Consider the following 23,478-nt stretch of genomic DNA (forward strand, 5'->3'; position numbering starts at 1 on the left):
TGAAGGGCCGCCGCGCTGACATCCGGCGCGTCGTTCGATCCCGAGGCGCTGAACGGCTGTGCAGCACCATCCCGGCGCACACAATTAAGTCTTGCGCAAATCCCGCGAAACCCTTAAACGGCTCGACAAACCGGCCCCGCCGGCTGATCCATCTTATTTGACCACAGGAAACGTACCCATGGCAAAGAGCAAATTTGAGCGCAACAAGCCGCACGTTAACATTGGCACGATTGGCCACGTTGACCATGGCAAGACGTCGCTGACGGCAGCGATCACGAAGTACTTCGGCGAGTTCAAGGCGTATGACCAGATCGACGCTGCGCCGGAAGAAAAGGCCCGTGGTATCACCATTTCGACGGCGCACGTCGAATACGAGACGCCGAACCGTCACTATGCGCACGTCGACTGCCCCGGCCACGCCGACTACGTCAAGAACATGATCACCGGCGCGGCGCAGATGGACGGCGCGATCCTGGTCTGCTCGGCTGCCGACGGCCCGATGCCGCAGACCCGCGAGCACATCCTGCTCGCCCGCCAGGTCGGCGTTCCGGCAATCGTCGTGTTCCTGAACAAGGTCGACCAGGTTGACGACGCCGAACTGCTCGAGCTCGTCGAACTCGAAGTTCGCGAACTTCTGTCGTCCTACGAATTCCCGGGCGACGACATTCCGATCATCAAGGGCTCGGCGCTCGCTGCGCTTGAAGATTCCGACAAGAAGATCGGCGAAGACGCGATCCGCGAGCTGATGGCAGCGGTTGACGCCTACATCCCGACGCCGGAGCGCCCGATCGACCTGCCGTTCCTGATGCCGATCGAAGACGTGTTCTCGATCTCGGGCCGCGGTACGGTTGTGACCGGTCGCGTCGAGCGCGGCATCATCAAGGTCGGTGAGGAAGTCGAGATCGTCGGCATCCGTCCGACGACGAAGACGACCTGCACGGGCGTTGAAATGTTCCGCAAGCTGCTCGACCAGGGCCAGGCCGGCGACAACATCGGCGCGCTCTTGCGCGGTGTCGACCGCAACGGCGTCGAGCGCGGCCAGATCCTGTGCAAGCCGGGTTCGGTCACGCCGCACACGAAGTTCAAGGCGGAAGCCTACATCCTGACGAAGGAAGAAGGTGGCCGTCATACGCCGTTCTTCACCAACTACCGTCCGCAGTTCTACTTCCGCACGACGGACGTGACCGGCATCGTGACGCTGCCGGAAGGCACGGAAATGGTGATGCCGGGCGACAACGTGACGGTTGACGTCGAGCTGATCGTGCCGATCGCGATGGAAGAAAAGCTGCGCTTCGCGATCCGCGAAGGCGGCCGCACCGTCGGCGCCGGCATCGTCGCCTCGATCATCAAGTAATGATCGCAAAGACGATGCCGTAGCTGCCGACGGCAGTGAGAAAGGTGCAAATGGCGCGTAAGCGCGATTTGCACGCGGCGCCGGCATCGTCGCCTCGATCATCAAGTAATCCCGGCTAGTCCGGATTTCGGGAGCCCCGCAGGCAACTGCGGGGCTTTCTGTTTTGGGTGATGAACGCCAAATCCGCATCCGCGTTTGCCCCAATGTGCGCAACAGCGCTGGCGGCATCCGCGGTGCGCGGTCGGCGATGAGCATAAGGTCGTCACAGATCTGCATTATCTTTCGAACCTGACGATTTTGCCGGAATGGCAACGGTTGTGACCGAGGATCGGAATTCCGATGAAAAGACGCATTGCTACGCGCCTCGCCGCAGTCGGCATCGCTTTTGTTTGTGTCGGGCCTCATCCGCAAGCAGCATCAGCCGCCGACGACGATCCGCTTATATGGGCGCCCGCAAAGACCGGGATTAATGCCTACAGGCTGCGGCTTGGCGTGCGTTTCCCCTGGCGCTGGAATACGACTGCAGGGGCCGAGTTCTCGATGGGGGCGGCGCAGTCGGGGAAGATCACTCCGCCGGCCGCGCCGGTGCGGCTCTGGGGTGCGCTTTCGCACAAGAGCGGGCGCGCGGCTACGCGCTCCTCGCAAGTCAGCTTGGACTTCAACGCGCTGAGCGGCGCCGGCAACGTGGGAGCCGCCACCGCGCGCACATGGATGGTTACGCCGGCCGTCGATGCGGAGGTCCACCGCAGCATTGCACTCCAGTGCAATGCCTATGAGAACCGTTGCGTCAAGCCGCGGTTGACGCAAACCGCCAGGCTGACTTCTCCGGCGACCCGGACGTCAGTTGTCGCGCAGGGGGAGCTTTCCGCCGACGGCATCAACAGCGTGAGCCGCATTGGTTTCGAACAGAAGTTCGGCAATCTGCAGCTCGGCGCAGCTGTCGTCGATCCGTTGCTGGCGCCACGCAGTGTTTTCGACATTCGCTATAGCCTGAGATGGTGAGGTAGCGAACGCCGGCCACAGTGTGGTGCTTGGTGTCAGGAGCATTGCGCAACGTGGGCGCATCTTGTGCAAAGGCACAAAGCGCCTAACTATTACTCTTTTGCGGGGAGGAGTTATGAAGAAGCGGATTCTCTTTACGGGTGGCGCAGGCAAGGCCGGACGGCATGCCGTCCCTTATCTCGTCGAAGCCGGTTACGAGGTGCACAATGTCGACCTTGTTCCGCTCGAAAGCCCCGGTGTCACCAACCTGATCGCCGACATCACCGACAGCGGCGAGATGTTCAATGCGCTCTCGATGCATCGGGACTTTCCCGATCTCGATCAAGGGCCGCGGCCCTTCGATGCGGTCGTGCACTTTGCCGCCATTCCGCGCATTCTCATCAAGCCGGATAACGAGACCTTCCGGGTCAACGTGATGGGCACCTACAACGTGATCGAAGCCGCGGTGAAACTCGGTATCCGCAAGATCATCGTTGCCTCGAGCGAGACGACCTACGGCGTCTGCTTTGCGGAAGGCCATCGCGATTTCCACCATTTCCCGCTCGAGGAGGACTACGACGTCAACCCGATGGACTCCTACGGTCTTTCTAAGGTGGTGAACGAGAAGACGGCCCGCGCCTTTGCGGAGCGCTCGGGGTTCGACATCTATGCGATGCGCATTGGCAATGTGATCGAGCCGCATGAATATGCGAACTTCCCGCACTACTTCGCCAATCCTGAAATCCGGAAAAGGATTGCCTGGAGCTATATCGACGCACGTGACCTCGGCCAGATCGTCAAGCTCTGCGTAGAGAAGGACGGCCTCGGCTTTGCGATATTCAACGCTGCGAACGACACCGTCTCGGCCAATACGCCTTCCCGTGAACTCGCGAAGCGGTTTTATCCGAATGTTCCCTTCAAAAGAGAGATCGGTGAGTTCGAAGGCCTTCTTTCGAACAGGAAGATCCGCGAGGTCCTCGGCTTCAAGGAAGAGCATGACTGGCGGAGATACGTCCAGGTGGAGAACTGAAGCGTCGCGGACCGTCCGCGGCGTCGACAACCTCCCAGGCGGTCTGCGAAATTTTCTAGGAACTTTTTTCCCTTTTGTCGCAAATGCGCTTGAAAGCGTCCGGCAAACTGAATAAGAAGCCGCAGACTTGAGACGCGCGCGGGCCTTTTGGCCGGTCGGTATCTCGGTCTAGGGGTATAGCTCAGTTGGTAGAGCGGCGGTCTCCAAAACCGCAGGTCGGGGGTTCGAGCCCCTCTGCCCCTGCCAGTTTCGTCATTCCTGCCTCGTCGTCGGAATTGGGCCGGAATGAAAAGAGTAGGGCGGCGCGGCCGTCTTTTTATATTCACAAAAAAGACTGATTGGCTCTTGTGGTTTTCGGAATCGGTCTTTATGTAGGGTCCAAACAGACACGCGGTGCGTGGGGCTGAATCATCGGCTTTACGCGCCGTAATGGCGTGAGCATTTTATGGCATCCAAAACGAATCCGTTCATGTTTCTGCAGCAGGTTCGCTCTGAAACGTCAAAAGTGACTTGGCCTTCACGGCGCGAGACGATGATCTCGACGCTGATGGTCTTCGTCATGGTCTCTTTTGCCGCCGCCTTTTTCTTTGGTGCGGACCAGTTGATGGGCTGGCTGATGAGCCTCGTCCTCAACGTTGGCGCTTGATTGGGTGGAGAGTAGCATGGCTGCGCGCTGGTATATCGTTCACGCCTATTCGAATTTCGAAAAGAAGGTCGCCGAGTCGATCGAGGAGAAGGCCAAGCAGAAGGGTCTGGATCACCTTTTCGAGAAGATTCTCGTTCCGACCGAGAAGGTCGTCGAGATTCGCCGTGGCCGCAAGGTCGACTCGGAGCGTAAGTTCTTTCCGGGTTACGTGCTTGTTCGCGCCAATCTGACCGATGAGGCCTACCACCTCATCAAGAATACGCCGAAGGTCACGGGGTTCCTCGGGACCGACAGCAAGCCCGTTCCGATCCCGGATCATGAGGCCGAGCGGATTCTTGGGCAGGTCCAGGAAGGCGTTGATCGTCCGAAGCCGTCGGTTTCGTTCGAGATCGGCGAACAGGTCCGGGTATCGGATGGTCCGTTCGCATCCTTCAACGGCATCGTTCAGGATGTTGATGAAGAGCGGTCGCGTTTGAAGGTCGAGGTTTCGATCTTTGGTCGCGCGACCCCTGTCGAGCTGGAATATGGCCAGGTCGAAAAGGTCTGAAAAACGCAGGTTTTAAAAGGATGGAGCGGGTCGATTGGCTTGTTCCGGCGGAGTGATCCGCATGCGCGTGGGAGGTGTCCGGTCTTAGCCGGGTCGGTTTATCCGCACCACGCAACCGCAGCCGCCGGTCGAAGGGCCGGCAAACAGCCGGGTAACCGGCTCAACAGTTCCTCTTCCGGCTTGATCGTGAAGGGACATTCAGAGGCAGAGAGAAATGGCTAAGAAAGTTGCAGGCCAGCTCAAGCTGCAGGTGAAGGCCGGCTCGGCGAATCCGTCGCCGCCGATCGGTCCTGCGCTTGGTCAGCGTGGCATTAACATCATGGAATTCTGCAAGGCGTTCAATGCCGCCACGCAGGAAATGGAAAAGGGTATGCCGATCCCGGTCGTCATTACCTATTACCAGGACAAGTCCTTCACCTTCGTCATGAAGCAGCCGCCGGTCAGCTACTTCCTGAAGCGCGAAGCAAAAATCCAGTCGGGCTCGAAGACCCCGGGCAAGGCCAAGGCAGGCTCGATCTCCAAGGCTCAGATCCGCACGATCGCAGAGGCCAAGATGAAGGACCTCAATGCGGCCGATGTTGAAGGCGCAATGGCAATGGTCGAGGGCTCTGCCCGCTCCATGGGCCTGGAAGTGACGGGCTAAGACCATGACGAAGATTGCAAAGCGTGTACAGAAGTCCCGCGAGGGCATCGATCCGGCGAAGATCTACGGCCTCGTTGAAGCCGTAACGCTGGTCAAGGAACGTGCGACGGCAAAGTTCGATGAGACCATTGAAGTCGCCATGAATCTCGGCGTCGATCCGCGCCATGCCGACCAGATGGTCCGCGGCGTTGTCAACCTGCCGAACGGCACCGGCCGCTCGGTTCGCGTTGCCGTTTTCGCACGCGGCGCCAAGGCTGACGAAGCCAAGGCTGCCGGTGCCGACGTTATCGGCGCCGAAGACCTCGTTGAGATCGTCCAGGGCGGCAAAATCGATTTCGATCGCTGCATTGCCACCCCGGACATGATGCCGCTCGTCGGTCGTCTCGGTAAGGTTCTCGGCCCGCGCGGCATGATGCCGAACCCGAAGGTTGGCACGGTCACCATGGATGTTGCGGCTGCCGTCAAGGCCTCCAAGGGTGGTGCGGTGGAGTTCCGCGTCGAAAAGGCTGGCATCGTCCATGCTGGCGTTGGCAAGGCATCCTTCGACGCCAAGGCACTGGAAGAAAACATCCGCGCCTTCGCCGATGCCGTGATCAAGGCAAAGCCGACCGGTGCCAAGGGTAACTACGTCAAGCGCGTAGCCATCTCCTCGACCATGGGGCCGGGCCTCAAGATCGATCCCGCGACCCTCAGCGTCGCCTGATAGCTTCCGGGCTTCGGCCCGAAACCGAATTTCCGGCCTTTTGGGGCCGGAAATATCCGGACCTAGTCCGGAACTCCTGTCCGAGATTGCGGGTGGTTTTACCTTAATCACCATTGCCCGCATGAGACGGGTAAGATCTGAATTTTGAGCAACGCTTCTGGCGTCGAAATTCGGTTCGAACCTCGCTTGCCTTGTGTCAGACCCGGCTCTCCCGGGAACGCCAAGGGACAGGATCCTTAAGCGTTGCTTGGGATCGAGAATGATCCCGGGTGACAAAGGCAAACCCGGCAGGGCTGCTTGAAGCAACCCTGTCAACTGGAGACAGACAGTGGAAAGAGCGGAAAAACGCGAATTCGTCACGGAGCTGAACGAAGTCTTCAAGGCTTCCGGTTCGGTTGTCGTGGCCCACTATGCTGGTGTCACAGTTGCGCAGATGAACGACTTCCGTTCGAAGATGCGCGCTGCTGGCGGCACCGTCAAAGTCGCGAAAAACCGCCTGGCCAAGATCGCTCTTCAGGGCACGGAGTCTGAAGGGATGACCGATCTCTTCAAGGGCCAGACGCTGATCGCTTACAGCGCCGACCCGATCACGGCTCCGAAGGTCGTCGTGGATTTCGCCAAGACCAACGACAAGCTCGTTGTGCTCGGCGGCGCCATGGGGACAACCACGCTCAACCCGGAAGCAGTCAAGTCGCTTGCGACCCTGCCTTCGCTGGACGAGCTGCGCGCGAAGCTGCTGGGCCTTCTCAATGCCCCGGCAACCCGCGTTGCGACGGTTGTCGCAGCACCGGCAAGCCAGCTTGCCCGCGTGTTCTCGGCCTATGCCAAGAAGGACGAAGCCGCCTGAGGCGGAATTTCGCTGTTGTATTTAAAACCAGTTCGAACCGAACAAAAGGAAAAGTAAAATGGCTGATCTCGCAAAGATCGTTGAAGACCTCTCCTCGCTGACCGTCCTGGAAGCTGCTGAGCTTTCCAAGCTGCTCGAAGAGAAGTGGGGCGTTTCTGCCGCTGCTCCGGTGGCCGTTGCTGCTGCTGGCGGCGCTGCCGGCGGTGCTGCTGCCGCTGCTGAAGAAGAAAAGACCGAGTTTGACGTCATCCTGACGGATGCCGGCGCGAACAAGATCAACGTCATCAAGGAAGTCCGCGCCATCACCGGCCTCGGCCTCAAGGAAGCCAAGGACCTCGTCGAAGGCGCTCCGAAGGCTGTCAAGGAAGCTGTTTCCAAGGCTGAAGCTGCTGACCTCAAGAAGAAGCTCGAAGACGCTGGCGCCAAGGTTGACGTCAAGTAATTCGACGAAATGCAAAGGAGGGGTGGCCGTCTGGCCGCCTCTCTTTGACCGTTTTTAGAACATATTACCCAAAAGCCTGTCGAAAACGGCTTTTGGGTAATGAGTTCTTCAAGAGGATGGTCTCGAACGGAAGGCAGCACAGCAATCCGCGCTGCGCGTTTTCCGGAAGTTGGACGAGATTGAACAACTCATTGATTGACGGGGTCGACTGGCCATCGGTTCCCGTCCGTTGCAGGCCCGGATGCAAGATTGACAAGGAGCGACGATGGCTCAGACCCTTTCGTTTAACGGTCGCAGGCGCGTACGCAAGTTTTTTGGTAAAATTCCAGAAGTCGCGGAGATGCCGAACCTGATCGAGGTTCAGAAGGCGTCCTACGACCAATTTCTTATGGTTGAAGAGCCGAAGGGCGGACGCCCCGATGAGGGCCTTCAAGCCGTTTTCAAGTCGGTATTTCCGATCAAGGATTTCTCGGGCGCTTCCATGCTCGAATTCGTGTCCTACGAGTTCGAACCGCCGAAGTTCGACGTTGAAGAATGCCGCCAGCGCGACCTGACCTATGCGGCGCCGCTGAAGGTAACGCTGCGCCTGATCGTGTTCGATATTGACGAGGACACCGGCGCAAAGTCGATCAAGGACATCAAGGAACAGAACGTCTACATGGGCGACATGCCGCTCATGACGGACAACGGTACCTTCATCGTCAACGGCACCGAGCGCGTCATCGTTTCGCAGATGCATCGCTCGCCGGGCGTGTTCTTCGATCACGACAAGGGCAAGAGCCATTCGTCCGGCAAGCTGCTCTTTGCCGCGCGCGTCATTCCGTATCGCGGCTCGTGGCTCGACATCGAATTCGACGCCAAGGACATCGTGCATGCCCGTATCGACCGTCGGCGCAAGCTTCCGGTGACGTCGCTGTTGATGGCGCTCGGCATGGACGGCGAGGAGATCCTCGACACCTTCTACACGAAGTCGCTCTACCAGCGCGACGGCGAAGGCTGGCGCGTACCGTTCCAGCCGGATGCCCTGAAGGGCCAGAAGGCGATCACCGACATGATCGACGCCGATACCGGCGAAGTCGTCGTTGAAGCCGGCAAGAAGCTTACGCCGCGCCTGCTCCGCCAGCTGCAGGAGAAGGGTCTGAAGGCTCTCAAGGCCACCGACGACGATCTCTACGGCAACTACCTTGCTGAAGACGTGGTCAACTACGGAACGGGCGAGATCTATCTCGAAGCCGGCGACGAGATCGACGAGAAGACGCTTCCCGTCATCCTTTCGGCAGGCTTCGACGAGATCCCGGTTCTCGACATCGACCACATCAATGTCGGTGCCTACATCCGCAACACGCTTGCCGCCGACAAGAACGAGAACCGCCAGGATGCGCTGTTCGACATCTATCGCGTCATGCGTCCGGGCGAACCGCCGACCATGGATTCTGCCGAAGCCATGTTCAACACGCTGTTCTTCGATGCCGAGCGCTACGATCTTTCGGCTGTCGGCCGCGTTAAGATGAACATGCGTCTCGACCTCGACGTTCCGGATACCGTCCGCACGCTCCGCAAGGAAGACATCCTTGCTGTCGTCAAGATGCTCGTCGAGCTGCGTGACGGCAAGGGCGAGATCGACGACATCGACAACCTCGGCAACCGTCGCGTTCGCTCGGTCGGCGAGCTCATGGAGAACCAGTATCGCCTGGGCCTCCTGCGCATGGAGCGCGCGATCAAGGAACGCATGTCCTCGATCGAGATCGACACGGTCATGCCGCAGGATCTGATCAACGCGAAGCCGGCTGCTGCCGCTGTTCGCGAGTTCTTCGGCTCGTCGCAGCTGTCGCAGTTCATGGACCAGGTGAATCCGCTTTCGGAAATCACCCACAAGCGTCGTCTTTCGGCTCTTGGCCCGGGTGGTCTGACCCGCGAACGTGCGGGCTTCGAAGTGCGCGACGTTCACCCGACCCATTACGGCCGCATCTGCCCGATCGAAACGCCGGAAGGCCCGAACATCGGCCTGATCAATTCGCTCGCAACCTTCGCCCGCGTCAACAAGTACGGCTTCATCGAGAGCCCGTACCGCAAGATCGTGGACGGCAAGGTCACCAGCGACGTCGTCTATCTGTCGGCGATGGAAGAGGCGAAATATCATGTGGCGCAGGCAAACTCGCCCTTGAACGGCGACAACTCGTTCGCTGAAGAATTCGTCGTCTGCCGTCATGCCGGCGAAGTTATGCTGGCCCCGCGCGACAACATCAACCTGATGGACGTTTCGCCGAAGCAGCTCGTGTCGGTCGCGGCGGCTCTCATCCCGTTCCTCGAGAACGACGACGCCAACCGCGCACTGATGGGCTCGAACATGCAGCGCCAGGCCGTGCCGCTGCTCAGGGCAGAAGCCCCGTTCGTCGGCACGGGCATGGAGCCGGTCGTCGCTCGCGACTCCGGTGCTGCGATCGCCGCCCGCCGTGGCGGTGTCGTCGACCAGGTCGATGCGACGCGTATCGTTATCCGCGCCACCGAAGATCTCGATCCGTCGAAGTCCGGCGTGGATATCTATCGCCTGCAGAAGTTCCAGCGTTCGAACCAGAACACCTGCGTCAACCAGCGTCCGCTGGTCACCGTCGGTGACGTTCTGAACAAGGGCGACATCATCGCGGACGGTCCTTCGACAGACCTCGGCGATCTGGCGCTCGGCCGCAATGCGCTCGTCGCGTTCATGCCGTGGAACGGCTACAACTACGAAGACTCGATCCTGCTTTCCGAGCGGATCGTGCGCGACGACGTGTTCACCTCCATCCACATCGAAGAATTCGAAGTGATGGCGCGCGACACCAAGCTTGGTCCGGAAGAAATCACCCGCGACATTCCGAACGTCTCGGAAGAAGCGTTGAAGAATCTTGACGAAGCCGGTATCGTTTACATCGGCGCCGAAGTTCAGCCGGGCGATATCCTCGTTGGCAAGATCACGCCGAAGGGCGAAAGCCCGATGACGCCGGAAGAAAAGCTTCTGCGCGCCATCTTCGGTGAGAAGGCCTCGGACGTCCGTGACACGTCCATGCGCATGCCGCCGGGCACCTTCGGCACGGTCGTCGAAGTGCGCGTCTTCAACCGCCACGGAGTGGAAAAGGACGAGCGCGCGATGGCGATCGAGCGCGAGGAAATCGAACGCCTCGCCAAGGACCGTGACGACGAACAGGCGATCCTGGACCGCAACGTCTATGCACGTCTTGTCGACATGTTGCGTGGTCACGTCGCCGTGGCTGGCCCGAAGGGCTTCAAGAAGGGCACCGAGCTTTCGAACGCTGTCGTCAGCGAATATCCGCGCTCGCAGTGGTGGATGTTCGCCGTCGAGGACGAAAAGGCTCAGGGTGAGATCGAAGCGCTCCGCGCCCAGTACGACGAATCCAAGTCGCGCCTTGAACAGCGCTTCATGGACAAGGTCGAGAAGGTCCAGCGCGGCGATGAAATGCCCCCGGGCGTGATGAAGATGGTCAAGGTCTTCGTCGCGGTGAAGCGCAAGATCCAGCCGGGCGACAAGATGGCCGGCCGTCACGGCAACAAGGGTGTCGTGTCGCGCATCGTGCCGATCGAAGACATGCCGTTCCTGGAAGACGGTACCCATGTCGACGTGGTGCTGAACCCGCTCGGCGTGCCGTCGCGCATGAACGTCGGCCAGATCCTCGAAACCCATCTCGGCTGGGCTTGCGCCGGCATGGGCAAGAAGATCGGTGCGATGCTGGATGCGTACCACGAGAACGGCGATATCGCGCCGCTCCGCGCAACGATCGATGACGTCATCGGATCCGGTCCGAAGGGCGAGCCGATCAAGCAGTACGACGACGAGTCCGTGGTTCGGCTTGCCGAGCAGACCCGTCGCGGCGTATCGATCGCAACGCCGGTCTTCGACGGTGCTGTCGAGGCCGACGTGAACGAGATGCTGAACAAGGCAGGTCTCAAGGTGACCGGGCAGTCGACGCTCTTCGACGGCCGTACCGGCGAACCTTTCGACCGTCAGGTGACCGTGGGCTACATCTACATGCTGAAGCTCAATCACTTGGTGGACGACAAGATCCACGCCCGTTCGATCGGTCCTTACTCGCTCGTCACCCAGCAGCCGCTGGGCGGCAAGGCGCAGTTCGGCGGTCAGCGTTTCGGCGAAATGGAGGTCTGGGCGCTGGAAGCTTACGGCGCCGCCTACACGCTGCAGGAAATGCTCACGGTCAAGTCGGACGATGTTGCTGGCCGCACCAAGGTCTATGAAGCGATCGTCCGTGGCGACGACACCTTCGAGGCGGGCATTCCGGAGAGCTTCAACGTTCTCGTCAAGGAAATGCGCTCGCTGGGCCTCAGCGTCGAACTCGAAAACTCGAAAGTCGACGACCTCAGCACCGCGGCGCAACTGCCGGACGCAGCAGAGTAGGACGACATCAGGTGCGTGCCGCGTCAGGCACGCACCGTTTCCGCCGCAGGGCAGTTTATTGTCCGCGGCAGGAACAGGGCCGCACCCGATGCGGTTTTAGCTGTTTATAGGGCAGGGGCCGGCGCCCGGGATTTGCCGGCACCCCCGCCAAGCTCAGGGCGTAATGCCCGCAAAGGAGACAGGCATGAACCAAGAGGTCATGAATCTTTTCAATCCGCAGGTGCCTGCACAGACTTTCGATTCCATCCGGATTTCGATCGCCTCGCCGGAGAAGATTCTTTCCTGGTCTTACGGTGAGATCAAGAAGCCGGAGACGATCAACTATCGTACCTTCAAGCCGGAACGCGACGGTCTGTTCTGCGCGCGCATCTTCGGTCCGATCAAGGATTACGAATGCTTGTGCGGCAAGTACAAGCGCATGAAGTACAAGGGCATCATTTGCGAAAAGTGCGGCGTCGAAGTTACGCTGTCGCGCGTTCGCCGCGAGCGCATGGGCCACATCGAGCTCGCCGCGCCCGTTGCCCATATTTGGTTCCTGAAGTCGCTGCCGAGCCGCATCGCCATGCTGCTCGACATGACGCTGAAGGATATCGAGCGCGTCCTTTATTTCGAAAACTACATCGTCACCGAACCGGGCCTGACGTCGCTCAAGGAGAACCAGCTCCTCAGCGAAGAAGAGTACATGCTGGCGGTTGACGAGTTCGGCGAAGACCAGTTCACCGCGATGATCGGCGCCGAGGCGATCTACGAGATGCTCGCTTCGATGAATCTCGAGAAGATCGCCGGCGACCTGCGCTCGGAAATGGCCGAGACGAGCTCGGATCTGAAGCAGAAGAAGCTGATGAAGCGGCTGAAGATCGTCGAGAACTTCATGGAATCCGGCAACCGTCCGGAATGGATGATCATGAAGGTCGTTCCGGTGATCCCGCCGGATCTGCGCCCGCTCGTGCCGCTCGACGGCGGCCGTTTCGCGACGTCGGATCTGAACGATCTCTATCGCCGCGTGATCAACCGTAACAACCGTCTGAAGCGGCTGATCGAGCTGCGCGCGCCGGGCATCATCATCCGCAACGAAAAGCGCATGCTGCAGGAATCCGTCGATGCGCTGTTCGACAACGGCCGCCGCGGCCGCGTCATCACCGGCGCCAACAAGCGTCCGCTGAAGTCGCTCTCCGATATGCTGAAGGGCAAGCAGGGCCGGTTCCGTCAGAACCTGCTCGGCAAGCGCGTCGACTATTCCGGCCGCTCGGTCATCGTGACCGGTCCGGAACTCAAGCTGCATCAGTGCGGCCTGCCGAAGAAGATGGCGCTCGAACTCTTCAAGCCGTTCATCTACGCCCGCCTCGACGCCAAGGGTTACTCCTCGACCGTCAAGCAGGCGAAGAAGCTTGTCGAGAAGGAAAAGCCGGAAGTCTGGGATATCCTCGATGAGGTCATCCGCGAGCATCCGGTTCTGCTGAACCGCGCGCCGACGCTGCACCGCCTGGGCATCCAGGCCTTCGAACCGATCCTGGTCGAAGGCAAGGCGATCCAGTTGCATCCGCTCGTCTGCACCGCCTTCAACGCCGACTTCGACGGCGACCAGATGGCCGTTCACGTACCGCTGTCGCTCGAAGCCCAGCTTGAAGCGCGCGTCCTGATGATGTCGACGAACAACATCCTGCATCCGGCAAACGGTGCACCGATCATCGTTCCGTCGCAGGACATGGTTCTCGGCCTCTACTATCTGTCGATCATGAACCAGAATGAGCCGGGCGAAGGCATGGCTTTCTCCGACATGGGCGAACTGCACCATGCTCTGGAAACCAAGGCTGTGACGCTGCATGCGAAGATCCGCGGCCGCTACAAGACCGTCGACGCCGAGGGCAAGCCGGTTTCGAAGATCTATGAAACGACGCCCGGTCGCATGATCATCGGCGAGCTTCTGCCGAAGAACCCGAACATCCCGTTCGACATCTGCAACCAGGAGATGACCAAGAAGAACATCTCCAAGATGATCGACACCGTCTACCGCCATTGCGGCCAGAAGGACACGGTCATCTTCTGCGACCGGATCATGCAGCTCGGCTTCTCGCACGCATGCCGCGCCGGCATTTCGTTCGGCAAGGACGACATGGTGATTCCGGACACCAAGGTGAAGATCGTCGGCGATACCGAAGCGCTCGTGAAGGAATACGAGCAGCAGTACAACGACGGCCTCATCACCCAGGGCGAGAAGTACAACAAGGTTGTCGACGCCTGGGGCAAGGCAACCGAAAAGGTCGCCGAAGAGATGATGGCACGCATCAAGGCGGTCGAGTTCGACGATAGCGGCCGCCAGAAGCCGATGAACTCGATCTACATGATGTCGCACTCGGGTGCTCGTGGTTCGCCGAACCAGATGCGCCAGCTGGGCGGCATGCGCGGCCTCATGGCCAAGCCGTCGGGCGAAATCATCGAAACGCCGATCATTTCGAACTTCAAGGAAGGCCTGACCGTGAACGAGTACTTCAACTCGACGCACGGGGCCCGTAAGGGTCTGGCGGACACCGCCTTGAAGACTGCGAACTCGGGTTACCTGACCCGTCGTCTCGTAGACGTCGCGCAGGACTGCATCGTCACGCACACGGATTGCGGCACCGACAAGGGCCTCACCATGACGGCGATCGTTGACGCTGGTCAGGTCGTTGCCTCGCTCGGCCAGCGCATCCTCGGCCGTACCGCGCTTGACAACATCGATAACCCGGTCACCGGCGAGCGCATCGTCGATGCCGGCAAGATGATCCTGGAAGCAGACGTCGTCGAGATCGAGAAGGCCGGCATCCAGTCCGTTCGCATCCGCTCGGCGCTGACCTGCGAGATCCAGACCGGCGTCTGCGGCGTCTGCTACGGTCGCGACCTTGCTCGCGGTACGCCTGTCAACATGGGCGAGGCCGTCGGCGTCATCGCGGCGCAGTCGATCGGTGAGCCGGGCACGCAGCTGACCATGCGTACGTTCCACCTGGGTGGCACGGCAACCGTGGTCGACCAGTCGTTCCTGGAAGCCTCCTACGAAGGCACGGTTCAGATCAAGAACCGCAACATGCTGCGCAACTCCGATGGCGCACTTGTCGCCATGGGCCGTAACATGGCGATCCAGATCCTGGACGAACGCGGTGTCGAGCGGTCCTCGCAGCGTGTCGCCTATGGTTCGAAGATCTTTGTCGACGATGGCGACAAGGTGAAGCGCGGCCAGCGTCTCGCCGAATGGGACCCCTACACCCGTCCGATGATGACGGAAGTCGAAGGTACCGTTCAGTTCGAGGACGTGGTCGACGGCATCTCCGTGCTCGAAGCGACCGACGAATCGACCGGCATCACCAAGCGCCAGGTTATCGACTGGCGTTCGACGCCGCGCGGCACCGACCTCAAGCCGGCAATCGTCATCAAGGACAAGAACGGCGCCATCGCCAAGCTGTCGCGTGGTGGTGAAGCTCGCTTCATGCTCTCGGTTGACGCGATCCTCTCGGTTGAGCCGGGGCAGAAGGTCAGCCAGGGCGACGTGCTTGCCCGTTCGCCGCTCGAAAGCGCCAAGACCAAGGACATCACCGGTGGTCTGCCGCGCGTTGCCGAACTGTTCGAGGCTCGTCGTCCGAAGGATCACGCCATCATCGCGGAGATCGATGGTACGGTCCGCTTCGGTCGCGACTACAAGAACAAGCGTCGCGTGCTGATCGAGCCGGCGGAAGACGGTGTCGAGCCGGTCGAATACCTGATCCCGAAGGGCAAGCCCTTCCATCTTCAGGATGGCGACTACATCGAGAAGGGCGACTACATCCTCGATGGCAACCCGGCGCCGCATGACATTCTGGCGATCAAGGGCGTGGAAGCACTGGCTTCCTACCTCGTGAACGAAATCCAGGAAGTCTACCGTCTGCAGGGCGTTGTCATCAACGACAAGCACATCGAAGTCATCGTCCGTCAGATGCTGCAGAAGGTCGAGATCACCGATGCCGGTGACTCGAGCTATATCGTCGGCGACAACGTCGACCGCATCGAGCTCGAGGACGTCAACGATGCGCTGCTCGCCGAAGGCAAGAAGCCGGCCTTTGGCGATCCGGTTCTGCTCGGTATCACCAAGGCATCGCTGCAGACGCCGTCCTTCATCTCGGCCGCTTCGTTCCAGGAAACCACCAAGGTCCTGACCGAGGCCGCAGTTGCCGGCAAGATGGATGGTCTGCAGGGGCTCAAGGAAAACGTCATCGTCGGCCGCCTCATCCCGGCCGGTACCGGCGGCACCATGACCCAGATCCGCCGCATCGCCACGGCGCGCGACGAGATGATTCTCGAAGAGCGCCGGAAGGGCACCGGTGCGGATGCGGCGACCCCGATGCTCGCCGACATGGCGAACGAGAACGCCGCGGCCGAATAACCGCAAGGGGAGGGCGTGACGAGCGTCCGTCCTTTCAAAAACAAAGAAGCCGCCCTGAGCGATCGGGGCGGCTTCTTGTTTCTGGCAGTGCGTTCAGAACGCGCGGCGTCCGGTTATGCGAAGCGAATGATCGCTACCTCGCCCTCGAGCGCGCCCTGATAGGCAGAGGCGTGCGGCTCTTCGTCCGGGATATCCGTCAAGGTTCCGATCTGGTCGAGATCTGCCTGAAGGAAGCCTTCTTCGGCCAAGGCGTTGAGCGCCTCGCGCACGGCGGTGTCGTCGTCGGGCGCCCTGAGCATCACATGGATGTCGATACCCTCGTCGTCGCCGTCGGCTTCATAGGCCTTGCCGATGATGATGAAAACCAGCGGTTCGTCTGGCATGTTGTCGTTGTCCGGCGTAACGGGCATAATATATCCTTTCGAGTTTCGACGATCTTAGCGTGCTTTTCGACTGCGCGCGAAAGAAATAGGAAAATTAGGAAAGCAAAGAGAGAATCAGCCGACTGGCTTCGCCGGCCCGTGATCGTGGAAAACGTTCAGAAAGAAGTTGCTGATTCCTTAATTGCGAATGAGAATACCTGCGTTAAGGCGCCATGTTTGCGATCGCCTCCGGACCGAGCTGCTGCCAAAGCCTTGTTTTCCAGGCATGGCAGGGCTGCGCAGGCCAGAATATTTCTTAATTGCCCTTGACGGATGGTCCCGAAATCAGTACACCCCGCCGCATCGGAGCCCATGTGAGGCTGGCTGGTTCGGAACGTCGCGTTCTGGAGTTCGCCTCAAACAAGGTTCGAAACGCACGCTGAAGACAAAAATGCTGCACGCAAGACGCGCGAAATAGTGCGTCCTCTGCTTTTGGTGGGGCCATCTGCGAAAAGGCGGATCGGCCCTCGTTTTGCGCATTTCATAGGCGTTCGGGACCGCCGGCGACGGCAACGATCCGCCCGAAAGGGTAATGAGACAAGATTTTGCAAGGGATGGTTACATGCCTACCGTAAACCAGCTGATCCGCAAGCCGCGTCAGGCACAGGTAAAGCGCAACAAGGTTCCTGCTCTGCAGGAAAACCCGCAGAAGCGCGGCGTTTGCACCCGCGTCTACACGACGACCCCGAAGAAGCCGAACTCGGCTCTGCGTAAGGTTGCAAAGATCCGCCTGACGAACGGCTTCGAGGTTATCGGCTACATTCCGGGCGAAGGTCACAACCTGCAGGAGCACTCCGTGGTCATGATCCGCGGCGGCCGCGTAAAGGACCTTCCGGGTGTTCGTTACCACATCATCCGTGGCGTTCTCGATACGCAGGGTGTGAAGAACCGCAAGCAGCGCCGCTCCAAATACGGCGCGAAGCGTCCGAAATAACATCGCAACCGGCGCCATTTCGCTGGTCAAGTTTTTAAAAGTTGAGAGACGAGAAGTATGTCCCGACGTCACAGAGCAGAAAAGCGTGAGATCAACCCGGATCCGAAGTTCGGTGATCTGGTTGTCACGAAGTTCATGAACGCAATCATGCTGCACGGCAAGAAGTCCGTTGCTGAAAGCATTGTCTATGGTGCTTTCGATGCGGTCCAGTCGAAGCTGAAGCAGGAACCGATCGCTGTGTTCCATTCCGCGCTCGACAACATTGCTCCGCACGTTGAAGTGCGTTCGCGCCGCGTCGGTGGTGCTACCTATCAGGTTCCGGTCGATGTTCGTCCGGAGCGTCGCCAGGCCCTCGCCATTCGCTGGCTGATTGCGGCCGCACGCAAGCGCAACGAAACGACCATGGTCGATCGCCTTTGCGGCGAACTCATGGATGCTGCGAACAACCGTGGTAGCGCCGTGAAGAAGCGCGAAGACACCCACAAGATGGCTGATGCCAACCGTGCGTTCTCGCACTACCGTTGGTAATCAAGAACAGGTCCTGAAAGGCAGTCTCTCATGGCTCGCGAATATAAAATCGAAGATTACCGAAATTTCGGTATCATGGCGCACATCGACGCCGGCAAGACGACGACGACTGAACGCATCCTCTACTACACCGGCAAGTCCCACAAGATCGGCGAAGTCCACGACGGCGCTGCAACCATGGACTGGATGGAGCAGGAGCAGGAGCGCGGCATCACGATCACGTCTGCTGCCACCACGACCTTCTGGAAGGGCCGTGACGGCAAGATGCGCCGCTTCAACATCATCGACACCCCCGGCCACGTTGACTTCACCATCGAAGTCGAGCGTTCGCTGCGCGTTCTCGACGGTGCTATCGCACTGCTCGATGCCAACGCTGGTGTTGAACCGCAGACCGAAACCGTCTGGCGTCAGGCTGAGAAGTATCATGTTCCGCGCATGATCTTCTGCAACAAGATGGACAAGACAGGTGCGGACTTCTACCGCTCCGTCGAGATGATCAAGAGCCGTCTCGGCGCAACGGCCGTCGTCATGCAGCTGCCGATCGGCGCTGAAAGCGAATTCAAGGGCGTTGTCGATCTGGTCGAGATGAATGCTCTCGTCTGGCGTGATGAATCGCTCGGCGCCCAGTGGGACGTCGTCGAGATTCCGGCCGACATGAAGGAAAAGGCTGAAGAGTACCGCGAAAAGCTGATCGAGACCGTTGTCGAGATCGACGAAGCGGCAATGGAAGCCTACCTCGAAGGCAACTATCCGGACAACGACAAGATCCGCGAACTGGTTCGTCGCGGCACGATCGATGTGAAGTTCCATCCGATGTTCTGCGGCACGGCCTTCAAGAACAAGGGCGTTCAGCCGCTGCTCGACGCTGTCGTCGACTACCTGCCGTCGCCGATCGATATTCCGGCGATCAAGGGCATCGACGTCAAGACCGAAGGTGAAATCACCCGTAAGGCCGACGACAACGAGCCGCTCTCGATGCTGGCGTTCAAGATCATGAACGACCCCTTCGTCGGCTCGCTGACCTTCGCCCGCATCTATTCCGGCAAGCTCGAAAAGGGCACGTCGGTCATGAACACGGTCAAGGAAAAGCGCGAGCGCGTCGGCCGTATGCTGCAGATGCACTCGAACTCGCGTGAAGACATCGAAGAAGCCTTCGCTGGCGACATCGTTGCTCTGGCAGGCCTCAAGGAAACCACCACGGGCGACACGCTGTGCGATCCGCTGAAGCCGGTTATCCTGGAGCGCATGGAATTCCCCGAGCCGGTCATCCAGATCGCGATCGAGCCGAAGACCAAGGGCGACCAGGAAAAGATGGGCCTCGCGCTCAACCGCCTGGCTGCAGAAGACCCGTCCTTCCGCGTCAAGACCGACGAGGAATCCGGCCAGACGATCATCGCTGGCATGGGCGAACTTCACCTGGACATCATCGTCGACCGCATGCGTCGCGAGTTCAAGGTAGAGGCTTCGGTCGGTGCTCCGCAGGTTGCTTACCGTGAAACGATCACGCGTCAGCACGAAGAAGACTACACGCACAAGAAGCAGTCCGGTGGTACCGGTCAGTTCGCGCGCGTCAAGATCGTCTTCGAACCGAACCCGGAAGGCGAAGATTTCGTGTTCGAATCCAAGATCGTCGGTGGTGCTGTTCCGAAGGAATACATCCCGGGCGTTCAGAAGGGTATCGAAAGCGTTCTGTCCTCGGGCCCGCTCGCTGGCTTCCCGATGCTGGGTGTCAAGGCGACGCTCATCGATGGCGCGTTCCACGATGTCGACTCGTCCGTCCTGGCGTTCGAAATCGCTTCGCGTGCCTGCTTCCGTGAAGCAGCAAAGAAGGCCGGTGCTCAGCTCCTCGAGCCGATCATGAAGGTCGAGGTTGTCACGCCGGAAGATTACGTCGGTGATGTGATTGGTGACCTGAACTCCCGCCGTGGCCAGATCCAGGGTCAGGAGTCGCGTGGTGTTGCCGTGGTGATCAATGCCCACGTGCCGCTCGCGAACATGTTCAAGTACGTGGACAACCTGCGCTCGATGTCGCAGGGCCGCGCTCAGTACACGATGCTGTTCGATCACTACGCGCCGGTTCCGTCGAACGTCGCGCAGGAAATCCAGGCGAAGTATTCCGGTCAGAAGTGACCGGAATAGCCTCGCGCTGAAACAGAATGAAAAGATTTCCCCTCTAGGGGACAGAAAACGGAGAGCCGGAAATGGCAAAGAGCAAATTTGAGCGCAACAAGCCGCACGTTAACATTGGCACGATTGGCCACGTTGACCATGGCAAGACGTCGCTGACGGCAGCGATCACGAAGTACTTCGGCGAGTTCAAGGCGTATGACCAGATCGACGCTGCGCCGGAAGAAAAGGCCCGTGGTATCACCATTTCGACGGCGCACGTCGAATACGAGACGCCGAACCGTCACTATGCGCATGTCGACTGCCCCGGCCACGCCGACTACGTCAAGAACATGATCACCGGCGCGGCGCAGATGGACGGCGCGATCCTGGTCTGCTCGGCTGCCGACGGCCCGATGCCGCAGACCCGCGAGCACATCCTGCTCGCCCGCCAGGTCGGCGTTCCGGCAATCGTCGTGTTCCTGAACAAGGTCGACCAGGTTGACGACGCCGAACTGCTCGAACTCGTCGAACTCGAAGTTCGCGAACTGCTGTCGTCCTACGAATTCCCGGGCGACGACATTCCGATCATCAAGGGCTCGGCGCTCGCTGCGCTTGAAGATTCCGACAAGAAGATCGGCGAAGACGCGATCCGCGAGCTGATGGCAGCGGTTGACGCCTACATCCCGACGCCGGAGCGCCCGATCGACCTGCCGTTCCTGATGCCGATCGAAGACGTGTTCTCGATCTCGGGCCGCGGTACGGTTGTGACCGGTCGCGTCGAGCGCGGCATCATCAAGGTCGGTGAGGAAGTCGAGATCGTCGGCATCCGTCCGACGACGAAGACGACCTGCACGGGCGTTGAAATGTTCCGCAAGCTGCTCGACCAGGGCCAGGCCGGCGACAACATCGGCGCGCTCTTGCGCGGTGTCGACCGCAACGGCGTCGAGCGCGGCCAGATCCTGTGCAAGCCGGGTTCGGTCACGCCGCACACGAAGTTCAAGGCGGAAGCCTACATCCTGACGAAGGAAGAGGGTGGCCGTCATACGCCGTTCTTTACCAACTACCGTCCGCAGTTCTACTTCCGCACGACGGACGTGACCGGCATCGTGACGCTGCCGGAAGGCACGGAAATGGTGATGCCGGGCGACAACGTGACGGTTGACGTCGAGCTGATCGTGCCGATCGCGATGGAAGAAAAGCTGCGCTTCGCGATCCGCGAAGGCGGCCGCACCGTCGGCGCCGGCATCGTCGCCTCGATCATCAAGTAACAAGAAAACGGCTTGGCCGTTTCGGCAGGGACATGGTCTCCCATGTCCCTGCGATTTTTGAAAGAAGCGGCAGAGCGTAACGAATTCAGAAGTTTAAGTGTGTGCCTTCAAGGGCATACGGGAAACACGAGCAAGGACAAGTCGAATGAACGGCCAGAATATCCGCATCCGCCTCAAGGCGTTTGATCACCGGATCCTCGATGCCTCCACGCGCGAAATCGTGTCGACGGCCAAGCGCACCGGTGCGAGTGTGCGCGGGCCCGTGCCGCTTCCGACCCGGATTGAGAAATTCACGGTCAACCGGTCGCCGCACGTCGACAAGAAGAGCCGCGAACAGTTTGAGATGCGCACGCACAAGCGCCTTCTCGATATCGTTGATCCGACCCCTCAGACGGTTGACGCGCTGATGAAGCTCGATCTGGCCGCTGGCGTCGACGTCGAGATCAAGCTCTAAGGTCCGGCGCAAGCCGAAATAACAAGGAAGGTACGTGGAGTTTTCCAACGGCTTCCAGGAACAGGAAACCGGAAGGTGCAAGAGGCACCCGACGGGAACCCTAAACAAGAGGCGTGAACCGATGCGTTCAGGTGTGATTGCACAGAAGGTGGGAATGACCCGCGTCTACAACGACGCCGGCGAGCATATCCCCGTAACAGTATTGCGGCTGGAAAACTGCCAGGTAGTGGCCCACCGCACGGAAGAGAAGAACGGCTATACCGCAGTTCAGCTGGGTGCCGGCCGTTCCAAGGTCAAGAATACGCCGAAGGCCATGCGCGGCCATTTTGCCGCTGCAAACGTCGAGCCGAAGGCGAAGCTCGTCGAGTTCCGCGTTTCTGCGGACAACATGATCGACGTCGGCTCGGAGCTGACGGCCAGCCACTTCGTCGCAGGCCAGCTCGTCGACGTCACCGGTACGACGATCGGTAAGGGCTTTGCCGGCGCCATCAAGCGCCACAACTTCGGCGGTCTGCGCGCCACGCACGGCGTTTCCGTATCGCACCGCTCGCATGGTTCTACCGGCTCCAACCAGGATCCGGGCCGTGTTTGGAAGGGCAAGCGCATGGCCGGCCACATGGGCCAGACGCGCGTTACCACCCAGAACCTGGAAGTCGTATCGACGGACGAAGACCGCGGCCTGATCCTGGTCAAGGGTGCAGTCCCCGGCTCCAAGGGTGCCTGGATCGTCGTTCGCGACGCAGTCAAGTCCGGCACCCCGGAAGGCGCTCCGCGCCCGGCCGGCGTGCGCGCCGAAGCATCGAAGTAAGGGAGCCGAATAATGGATCTCACCGTCAAAACCCTCGAGGGCAAGGACGCGGGAAAGGTTTCCCTTTCTGACGCCATTTTCGGCCTCGAACCCCGTGAAGACATCATCGCCCGCGTCGTTCGCTGGCAGCTCGCCAAGAAGCAGCAGGGCACGCACAAGGCCAAGGGCCGCGCGGAAGTCTCTCGCACCGGCGCCAAGATGTACAAGCAGAAGGGTACGGGCCGCGCCCGCCACCACTCCGCTCGTGCTCCGCAGTTCCGCGGCGGTGGCAAGGCCCATGGCCCGGTTGTCCGCAGCCACGCTCATGACCTCCCGAAGAAGGTCCGCGCGCTCGGCCTGCGCCATGCGCTCTCGGCCAAGCTGAAGGCAGAAGAGATCATCGTCATCGACGATCTCGTTGCCAAGGAAGCAAAGACGAAGGCTCTCGCCGGCGTATTCGCGTCGCTCGGCCTTACCAACGCTCTGATCATCGGCGGTGCCGAAATCGAGAGCAACTTCAAGCTCGCAGCCCAGAACATCCCGAACGTGGACGTTCTGCCGGTTCAGGGCATCAACGTTTACGACATTCTGCGCCGCGGCAAGCTCGTGCTTTCCAAGGCTGCCGTAGAAGCTCTGGAGGAGCGGTTCAAATGACGGATCTTCGCCACTATGACGTGATCGTGTCTCCCTCGATCACTGAAAAGTCGACGCTGGTTTCCGAACAGAACCAAGTCGTCTTCAACGTCGCCAAGGGCGCTTCGAAGCCTGAGATCAAGGCTGCTGTCGAAGCCCTGTTCGGCGTCAAGGTCACGGCCGTGAACACGCTCGTCCGCAAGGGCAAGTTGAAGCGTTTCCGCGGCTTTGCCGGGAAGCAGAAGGACGTGAAGAAGGCGATCATCACGCTCGCCGAAGGTCAGTCCATCGACGTCTCCACCGGTCTCTAACGGATAGGCCCATTAGGGTAAAAACCCAAAAGGGAACAAGA

20 protein-coding genes and 1 tRNA gene are annotated in these 23,478 nt (G+C 60.0%); 20 read left to right on the forward strand and 1 reads right to left on the reverse strand.

Annotated elements, in window-relative coordinates; translation table 11 throughout:
- The first annotated feature begins 178 nt into the window (after window positions 1–178).
- From tuf (FKV68_RS07100) to rpoC, 12 genes are all read left to right on the forward strand, one after another.
- On the forward strand, window positions 179–1,354 hold the full coding sequence (gene tuf / locus FKV68_RS07100) for an elongation factor Tu (protein WP_180940833.1): 1,176 nt from the start codon (window positions 179–181) through the stop codon (window positions 1,352–1,354).
- A gap of 339 nt (window positions 1,355–1,693) precedes the next feature.
- Window positions 1,694–2,356, forward strand: a complete 663-nt coding sequence (locus tag FKV68_RS07105) for a hypothetical protein (protein WP_180940834.1) — start codon at window positions 1,694–1,696, stop codon at window positions 2,354–2,356.
- A 115-nt stretch (window positions 2,357–2,471) separates the two neighbouring features.
- Window positions 2,472–3,365, forward strand: a complete 894-nt coding sequence (locus tag FKV68_RS07110) for an NAD-dependent epimerase/dehydratase family protein (protein WP_180940835.1) — start codon at window positions 2,472–2,474, stop codon at window positions 3,363–3,365.
- Between the two features lie 170 nt (window positions 3,366–3,535).
- Window positions 3,536–3,611, forward strand: a tRNA-Trp gene (locus FKV68_RS07115).
- Window positions 3,612–3,810: 199 nt separating this feature from the next.
- Window positions 3,811–4,011 (forward strand): preprotein translocase subunit SecE, encoded by a 201-nt coding sequence (gene secE, locus FKV68_RS07120; RefSeq protein ID WP_180940836.1) that lies wholly within the window; start codon window positions 3,811–3,813, stop codon window positions 4,009–4,011.
- A 16-nt stretch (window positions 4,012–4,027) separates the two neighbouring features.
- Complete coding sequence (gene nusG / locus FKV68_RS07125) at window positions 4,028–4,558, forward strand: transcription termination/antitermination protein NusG (RefSeq protein WP_136504340.1); 531 nt, start codon at window positions 4,028–4,030, stop codon at window positions 4,556–4,558.
- 214 nt (window positions 4,559–4,772) lie between these two features.
- A complete protein-coding gene (gene rplK, locus FKV68_RS07130) occupies window positions 4,773–5,201 on the forward strand; it encodes a 50S ribosomal protein L11 (RefSeq protein WP_136504341.1) in 429 nt (142 codons plus the stop codon).
- A 4-nt stretch (window positions 5,202–5,205) separates the two neighbouring features.
- The gene (gene rplA / locus FKV68_RS07135) at window positions 5,206–5,904 is read left to right on the forward strand and encodes a 50S ribosomal protein L1 (protein ID WP_180940837.1); all 699 of its coding nucleotides are present in this window, start codon (window positions 5,206–5,208) and stop codon (window positions 5,902–5,904) included.
- A gap of 328 nt (window positions 5,905–6,232) precedes the next feature.
- Window positions 6,233–6,751, forward strand: a complete 519-nt coding sequence (gene rplJ, locus FKV68_RS07140; protein WP_136504343.1) for a 50S ribosomal protein L10 — start codon at window positions 6,233–6,235, stop codon at window positions 6,749–6,751.
- Window positions 6,752–6,809: 58 nt separating this feature from the next.
- Window positions 6,810–7,193, forward strand: coding sequence for a 50S ribosomal protein L7/L12 (gene rplL, locus FKV68_RS07145; protein WP_012707747.1), 384 nt, complete (start codon window positions 6,810–6,812; stop codon window positions 7,191–7,193).
- A 265-nt stretch (window positions 7,194–7,458) separates the two neighbouring features.
- Entirely contained in the window at window positions 7,459–11,601 is a 4,143-nt protein-coding gene (rpoB, locus tag FKV68_RS07150) for a DNA-directed RNA polymerase subunit beta (protein WP_180940838.1), read from the forward strand.
- Between the two features lie 184 nt (window positions 11,602–11,785).
- On the forward strand, window positions 11,786–15,991 hold the full coding sequence (gene rpoC, locus FKV68_RS07155) for a DNA-directed RNA polymerase subunit beta' (RefSeq protein ID WP_180940839.1): 4,206 nt from the start codon (window positions 11,786–11,788) through the stop codon (window positions 15,989–15,991).
- Window positions 15,992–16,104: 113 nt separating this feature from the next.
- Here rpoC and FKV68_RS07160 read toward each other — a convergent pair whose 3' ends face one another.
- Window positions 16,105–16,401, reverse strand: a complete 297-nt coding sequence (locus FKV68_RS07160; RefSeq protein WP_153439692.1) for a transcriptional regulator — start codon at window positions 16,399–16,401, stop codon at window positions 16,105–16,107.
- Window positions 16,402–16,975: 574 nt separating this feature from the next.
- Here FKV68_RS07160 and rpsL point away from each other — a divergent pair.
- From rpsL to FKV68_RS07200, 8 genes are all read left to right on the forward strand, one after another.
- Complete coding sequence (rpsL, locus tag FKV68_RS07165; RefSeq protein WP_003507760.1) at window positions 16,976–17,347, forward strand: 30S ribosomal protein S12; 372 nt, start codon at window positions 16,976–16,978, stop codon at window positions 17,345–17,347.
- A gap of 57 nt (window positions 17,348–17,404) precedes the next feature.
- Window positions 17,405–17,875, forward strand: a complete 471-nt coding sequence (gene rpsG / locus FKV68_RS07170; RefSeq protein WP_153439690.1) for a 30S ribosomal protein S7 — start codon at window positions 17,405–17,407, stop codon at window positions 17,873–17,875.
- Window positions 17,876–17,905: 30 nt separating this feature from the next.
- Complete coding sequence (fusA, locus tag FKV68_RS07175; RefSeq protein ID WP_180940840.1) at window positions 17,906–20,005, forward strand: elongation factor G; 2,100 nt, start codon at window positions 17,906–17,908, stop codon at window positions 20,003–20,005.
- Window positions 20,006–20,076: 71 nt separating this feature from the next.
- The gene (gene tuf, locus FKV68_RS07180; protein ID WP_180940833.1) at window positions 20,077–21,252 is read left to right on the forward strand and encodes an elongation factor Tu; all 1,176 of its coding nucleotides are present in this window, start codon (window positions 20,077–20,079) and stop codon (window positions 21,250–21,252) included.
- Between the two features lie 145 nt (window positions 21,253–21,397).
- Window positions 21,398–21,706 (forward strand): 30S ribosomal protein S10, encoded by a 309-nt coding sequence (gene rpsJ / locus FKV68_RS07185; RefSeq protein ID WP_003507767.1) that lies wholly within the window; start codon window positions 21,398–21,400, stop codon window positions 21,704–21,706.
- Between the two features lie 121 nt (window positions 21,707–21,827).
- Window positions 21,828–22,514, forward strand: coding sequence for a 50S ribosomal protein L3 (gene rplC, locus FKV68_RS07190; RefSeq protein ID WP_180940841.1), 687 nt, complete (start codon window positions 21,828–21,830; stop codon window positions 22,512–22,514).
- A 12-nt stretch (window positions 22,515–22,526) separates the two neighbouring features.
- Complete coding sequence (gene rplD / locus FKV68_RS07195) at window positions 22,527–23,147, forward strand: 50S ribosomal protein L4 (RefSeq protein WP_136504351.1); 621 nt, start codon at window positions 22,527–22,529, stop codon at window positions 23,145–23,147.
- Window positions 23,144–23,437 carry a 50S ribosomal protein L23 gene (locus FKV68_RS07200; RefSeq protein WP_012707756.1) on the forward strand — a complete coding sequence of 98 codons (294 nt, stop codon included), beginning with the start codon at window positions 23,144–23,146 and terminating at the stop codon, window positions 23,435–23,437. The genes rplD and FKV68_RS07200 overlap by 4 nt, the downstream gene beginning before the upstream one ends.
- Window positions 23,438–23,478 lie beyond the last annotated feature (41 nt).

Source organism: Sinorhizobium mexicanum (assembly GCF_013488225.1).
GTDB classification, from domain to species: Bacteria; Pseudomonadota; Alphaproteobacteria; order Rhizobiales; family Rhizobiaceae; genus Sinorhizobium; species Sinorhizobium mexicanum.

Bases quoted from the DNA above. Each gene is read 5' to 3' on its own strand.
- rpsG (WP_153439690.1), top strand. From the start codon at position 17,405: ATGTCCCGACGTCACAGAGCAGAAAAGCGTGAGATCAACCCGGATCCG.
- FKV68_RS07105 (WP_180940834.1), top strand. From the start codon at position 1,694: ATGAAAAGACGCATTGCTACGCGCCTCGCCGCAGTCGGCATCGCTTTT.
- nusG (WP_136504340.1), top strand. From the start codon at position 4,028: ATGGCTGCGCGCTGGTATATCGTTCACGCCTATTCGAATTTCGAAAAG.
- rplK (WP_136504341.1), top strand. From the start codon at position 4,773: ATGGCTAAGAAAGTTGCAGGCCAGCTCAAGCTGCAGGTGAAGGCCGGC.
- FKV68_RS07110 (WP_180940835.1), top strand. From the start codon at position 2,472: ATGAAGAAGCGGATTCTCTTTACGGGTGGCGCAGGCAAGGCCGGACGG.
- tuf (WP_180940833.1), top strand. From the start codon at position 179: ATGGCAAAGAGCAAATTTGAGCGCAACAAGCCGCACGTTAACATTGGC.
- rpsL (WP_003507760.1), top strand. From the start codon at position 16,976: ATGCCTACCGTAAACCAGCTGATCCGCAAGCCGCGTCAGGCACAGGTA.
- fusA (WP_180940840.1), top strand. From the start codon at position 17,906: ATGGCTCGCGAATATAAAATCGAAGATTACCGAAATTTCGGTATCATG.
- rplA (WP_180940837.1), top strand. From the start codon at position 5,206: ATGACGAAGATTGCAAAGCGTGTACAGAAGTCCCGCGAGGGCATCGAT.
- rplD (WP_136504351.1), top strand. From the start codon at position 22,527: ATGGATCTCACCGTCAAAACCCTCGAGGGCAAGGACGCGGGAAAGGTT.
- rplC (WP_180940841.1), top strand. From the start codon at position 21,828: ATGCGTTCAGGTGTGATTGCACAGAAGGTGGGAATGACCCGCGTCTAC.
- FKV68_RS07200 (WP_012707756.1), top strand. From the start codon at position 23,144: ATGACGGATCTTCGCCACTATGACGTGATCGTGTCTCCCTCGATCACT.
- tuf (WP_180940833.1), top strand. From the start codon at position 20,077: ATGGCAAAGAGCAAATTTGAGCGCAACAAGCCGCACGTTAACATTGGC.
- secE (WP_180940836.1), top strand. From the start codon at position 3,811: ATGGCATCCAAAACGAATCCGTTCATGTTTCTGCAGCAGGTTCGCTCT.
- rplL (WP_012707747.1), top strand. From the start codon at position 6,810: ATGGCTGATCTCGCAAAGATCGTTGAAGACCTCTCCTCGCTGACCGTC.
- rpsJ (WP_003507767.1), top strand. From the start codon at position 21,398: ATGAACGGCCAGAATATCCGCATCCGCCTCAAGGCGTTTGATCACCGG.
- FKV68_RS07160 (WP_153439692.1), bottom strand. From the start codon at position 16,401: ATGCCCGTTACGCCGGACAACGACAACATGCCAGACGAACCGCTGGTT.
- rpoB (WP_180940838.1), top strand. From the start codon at position 7,459: ATGGCTCAGACCCTTTCGTTTAACGGTCGCAGGCGCGTACGCAAGTTT.
- rpoC (WP_180940839.1), top strand. From the start codon at position 11,786: ATGAACCAAGAGGTCATGAATCTTTTCAATCCGCAGGTGCCTGCACAG.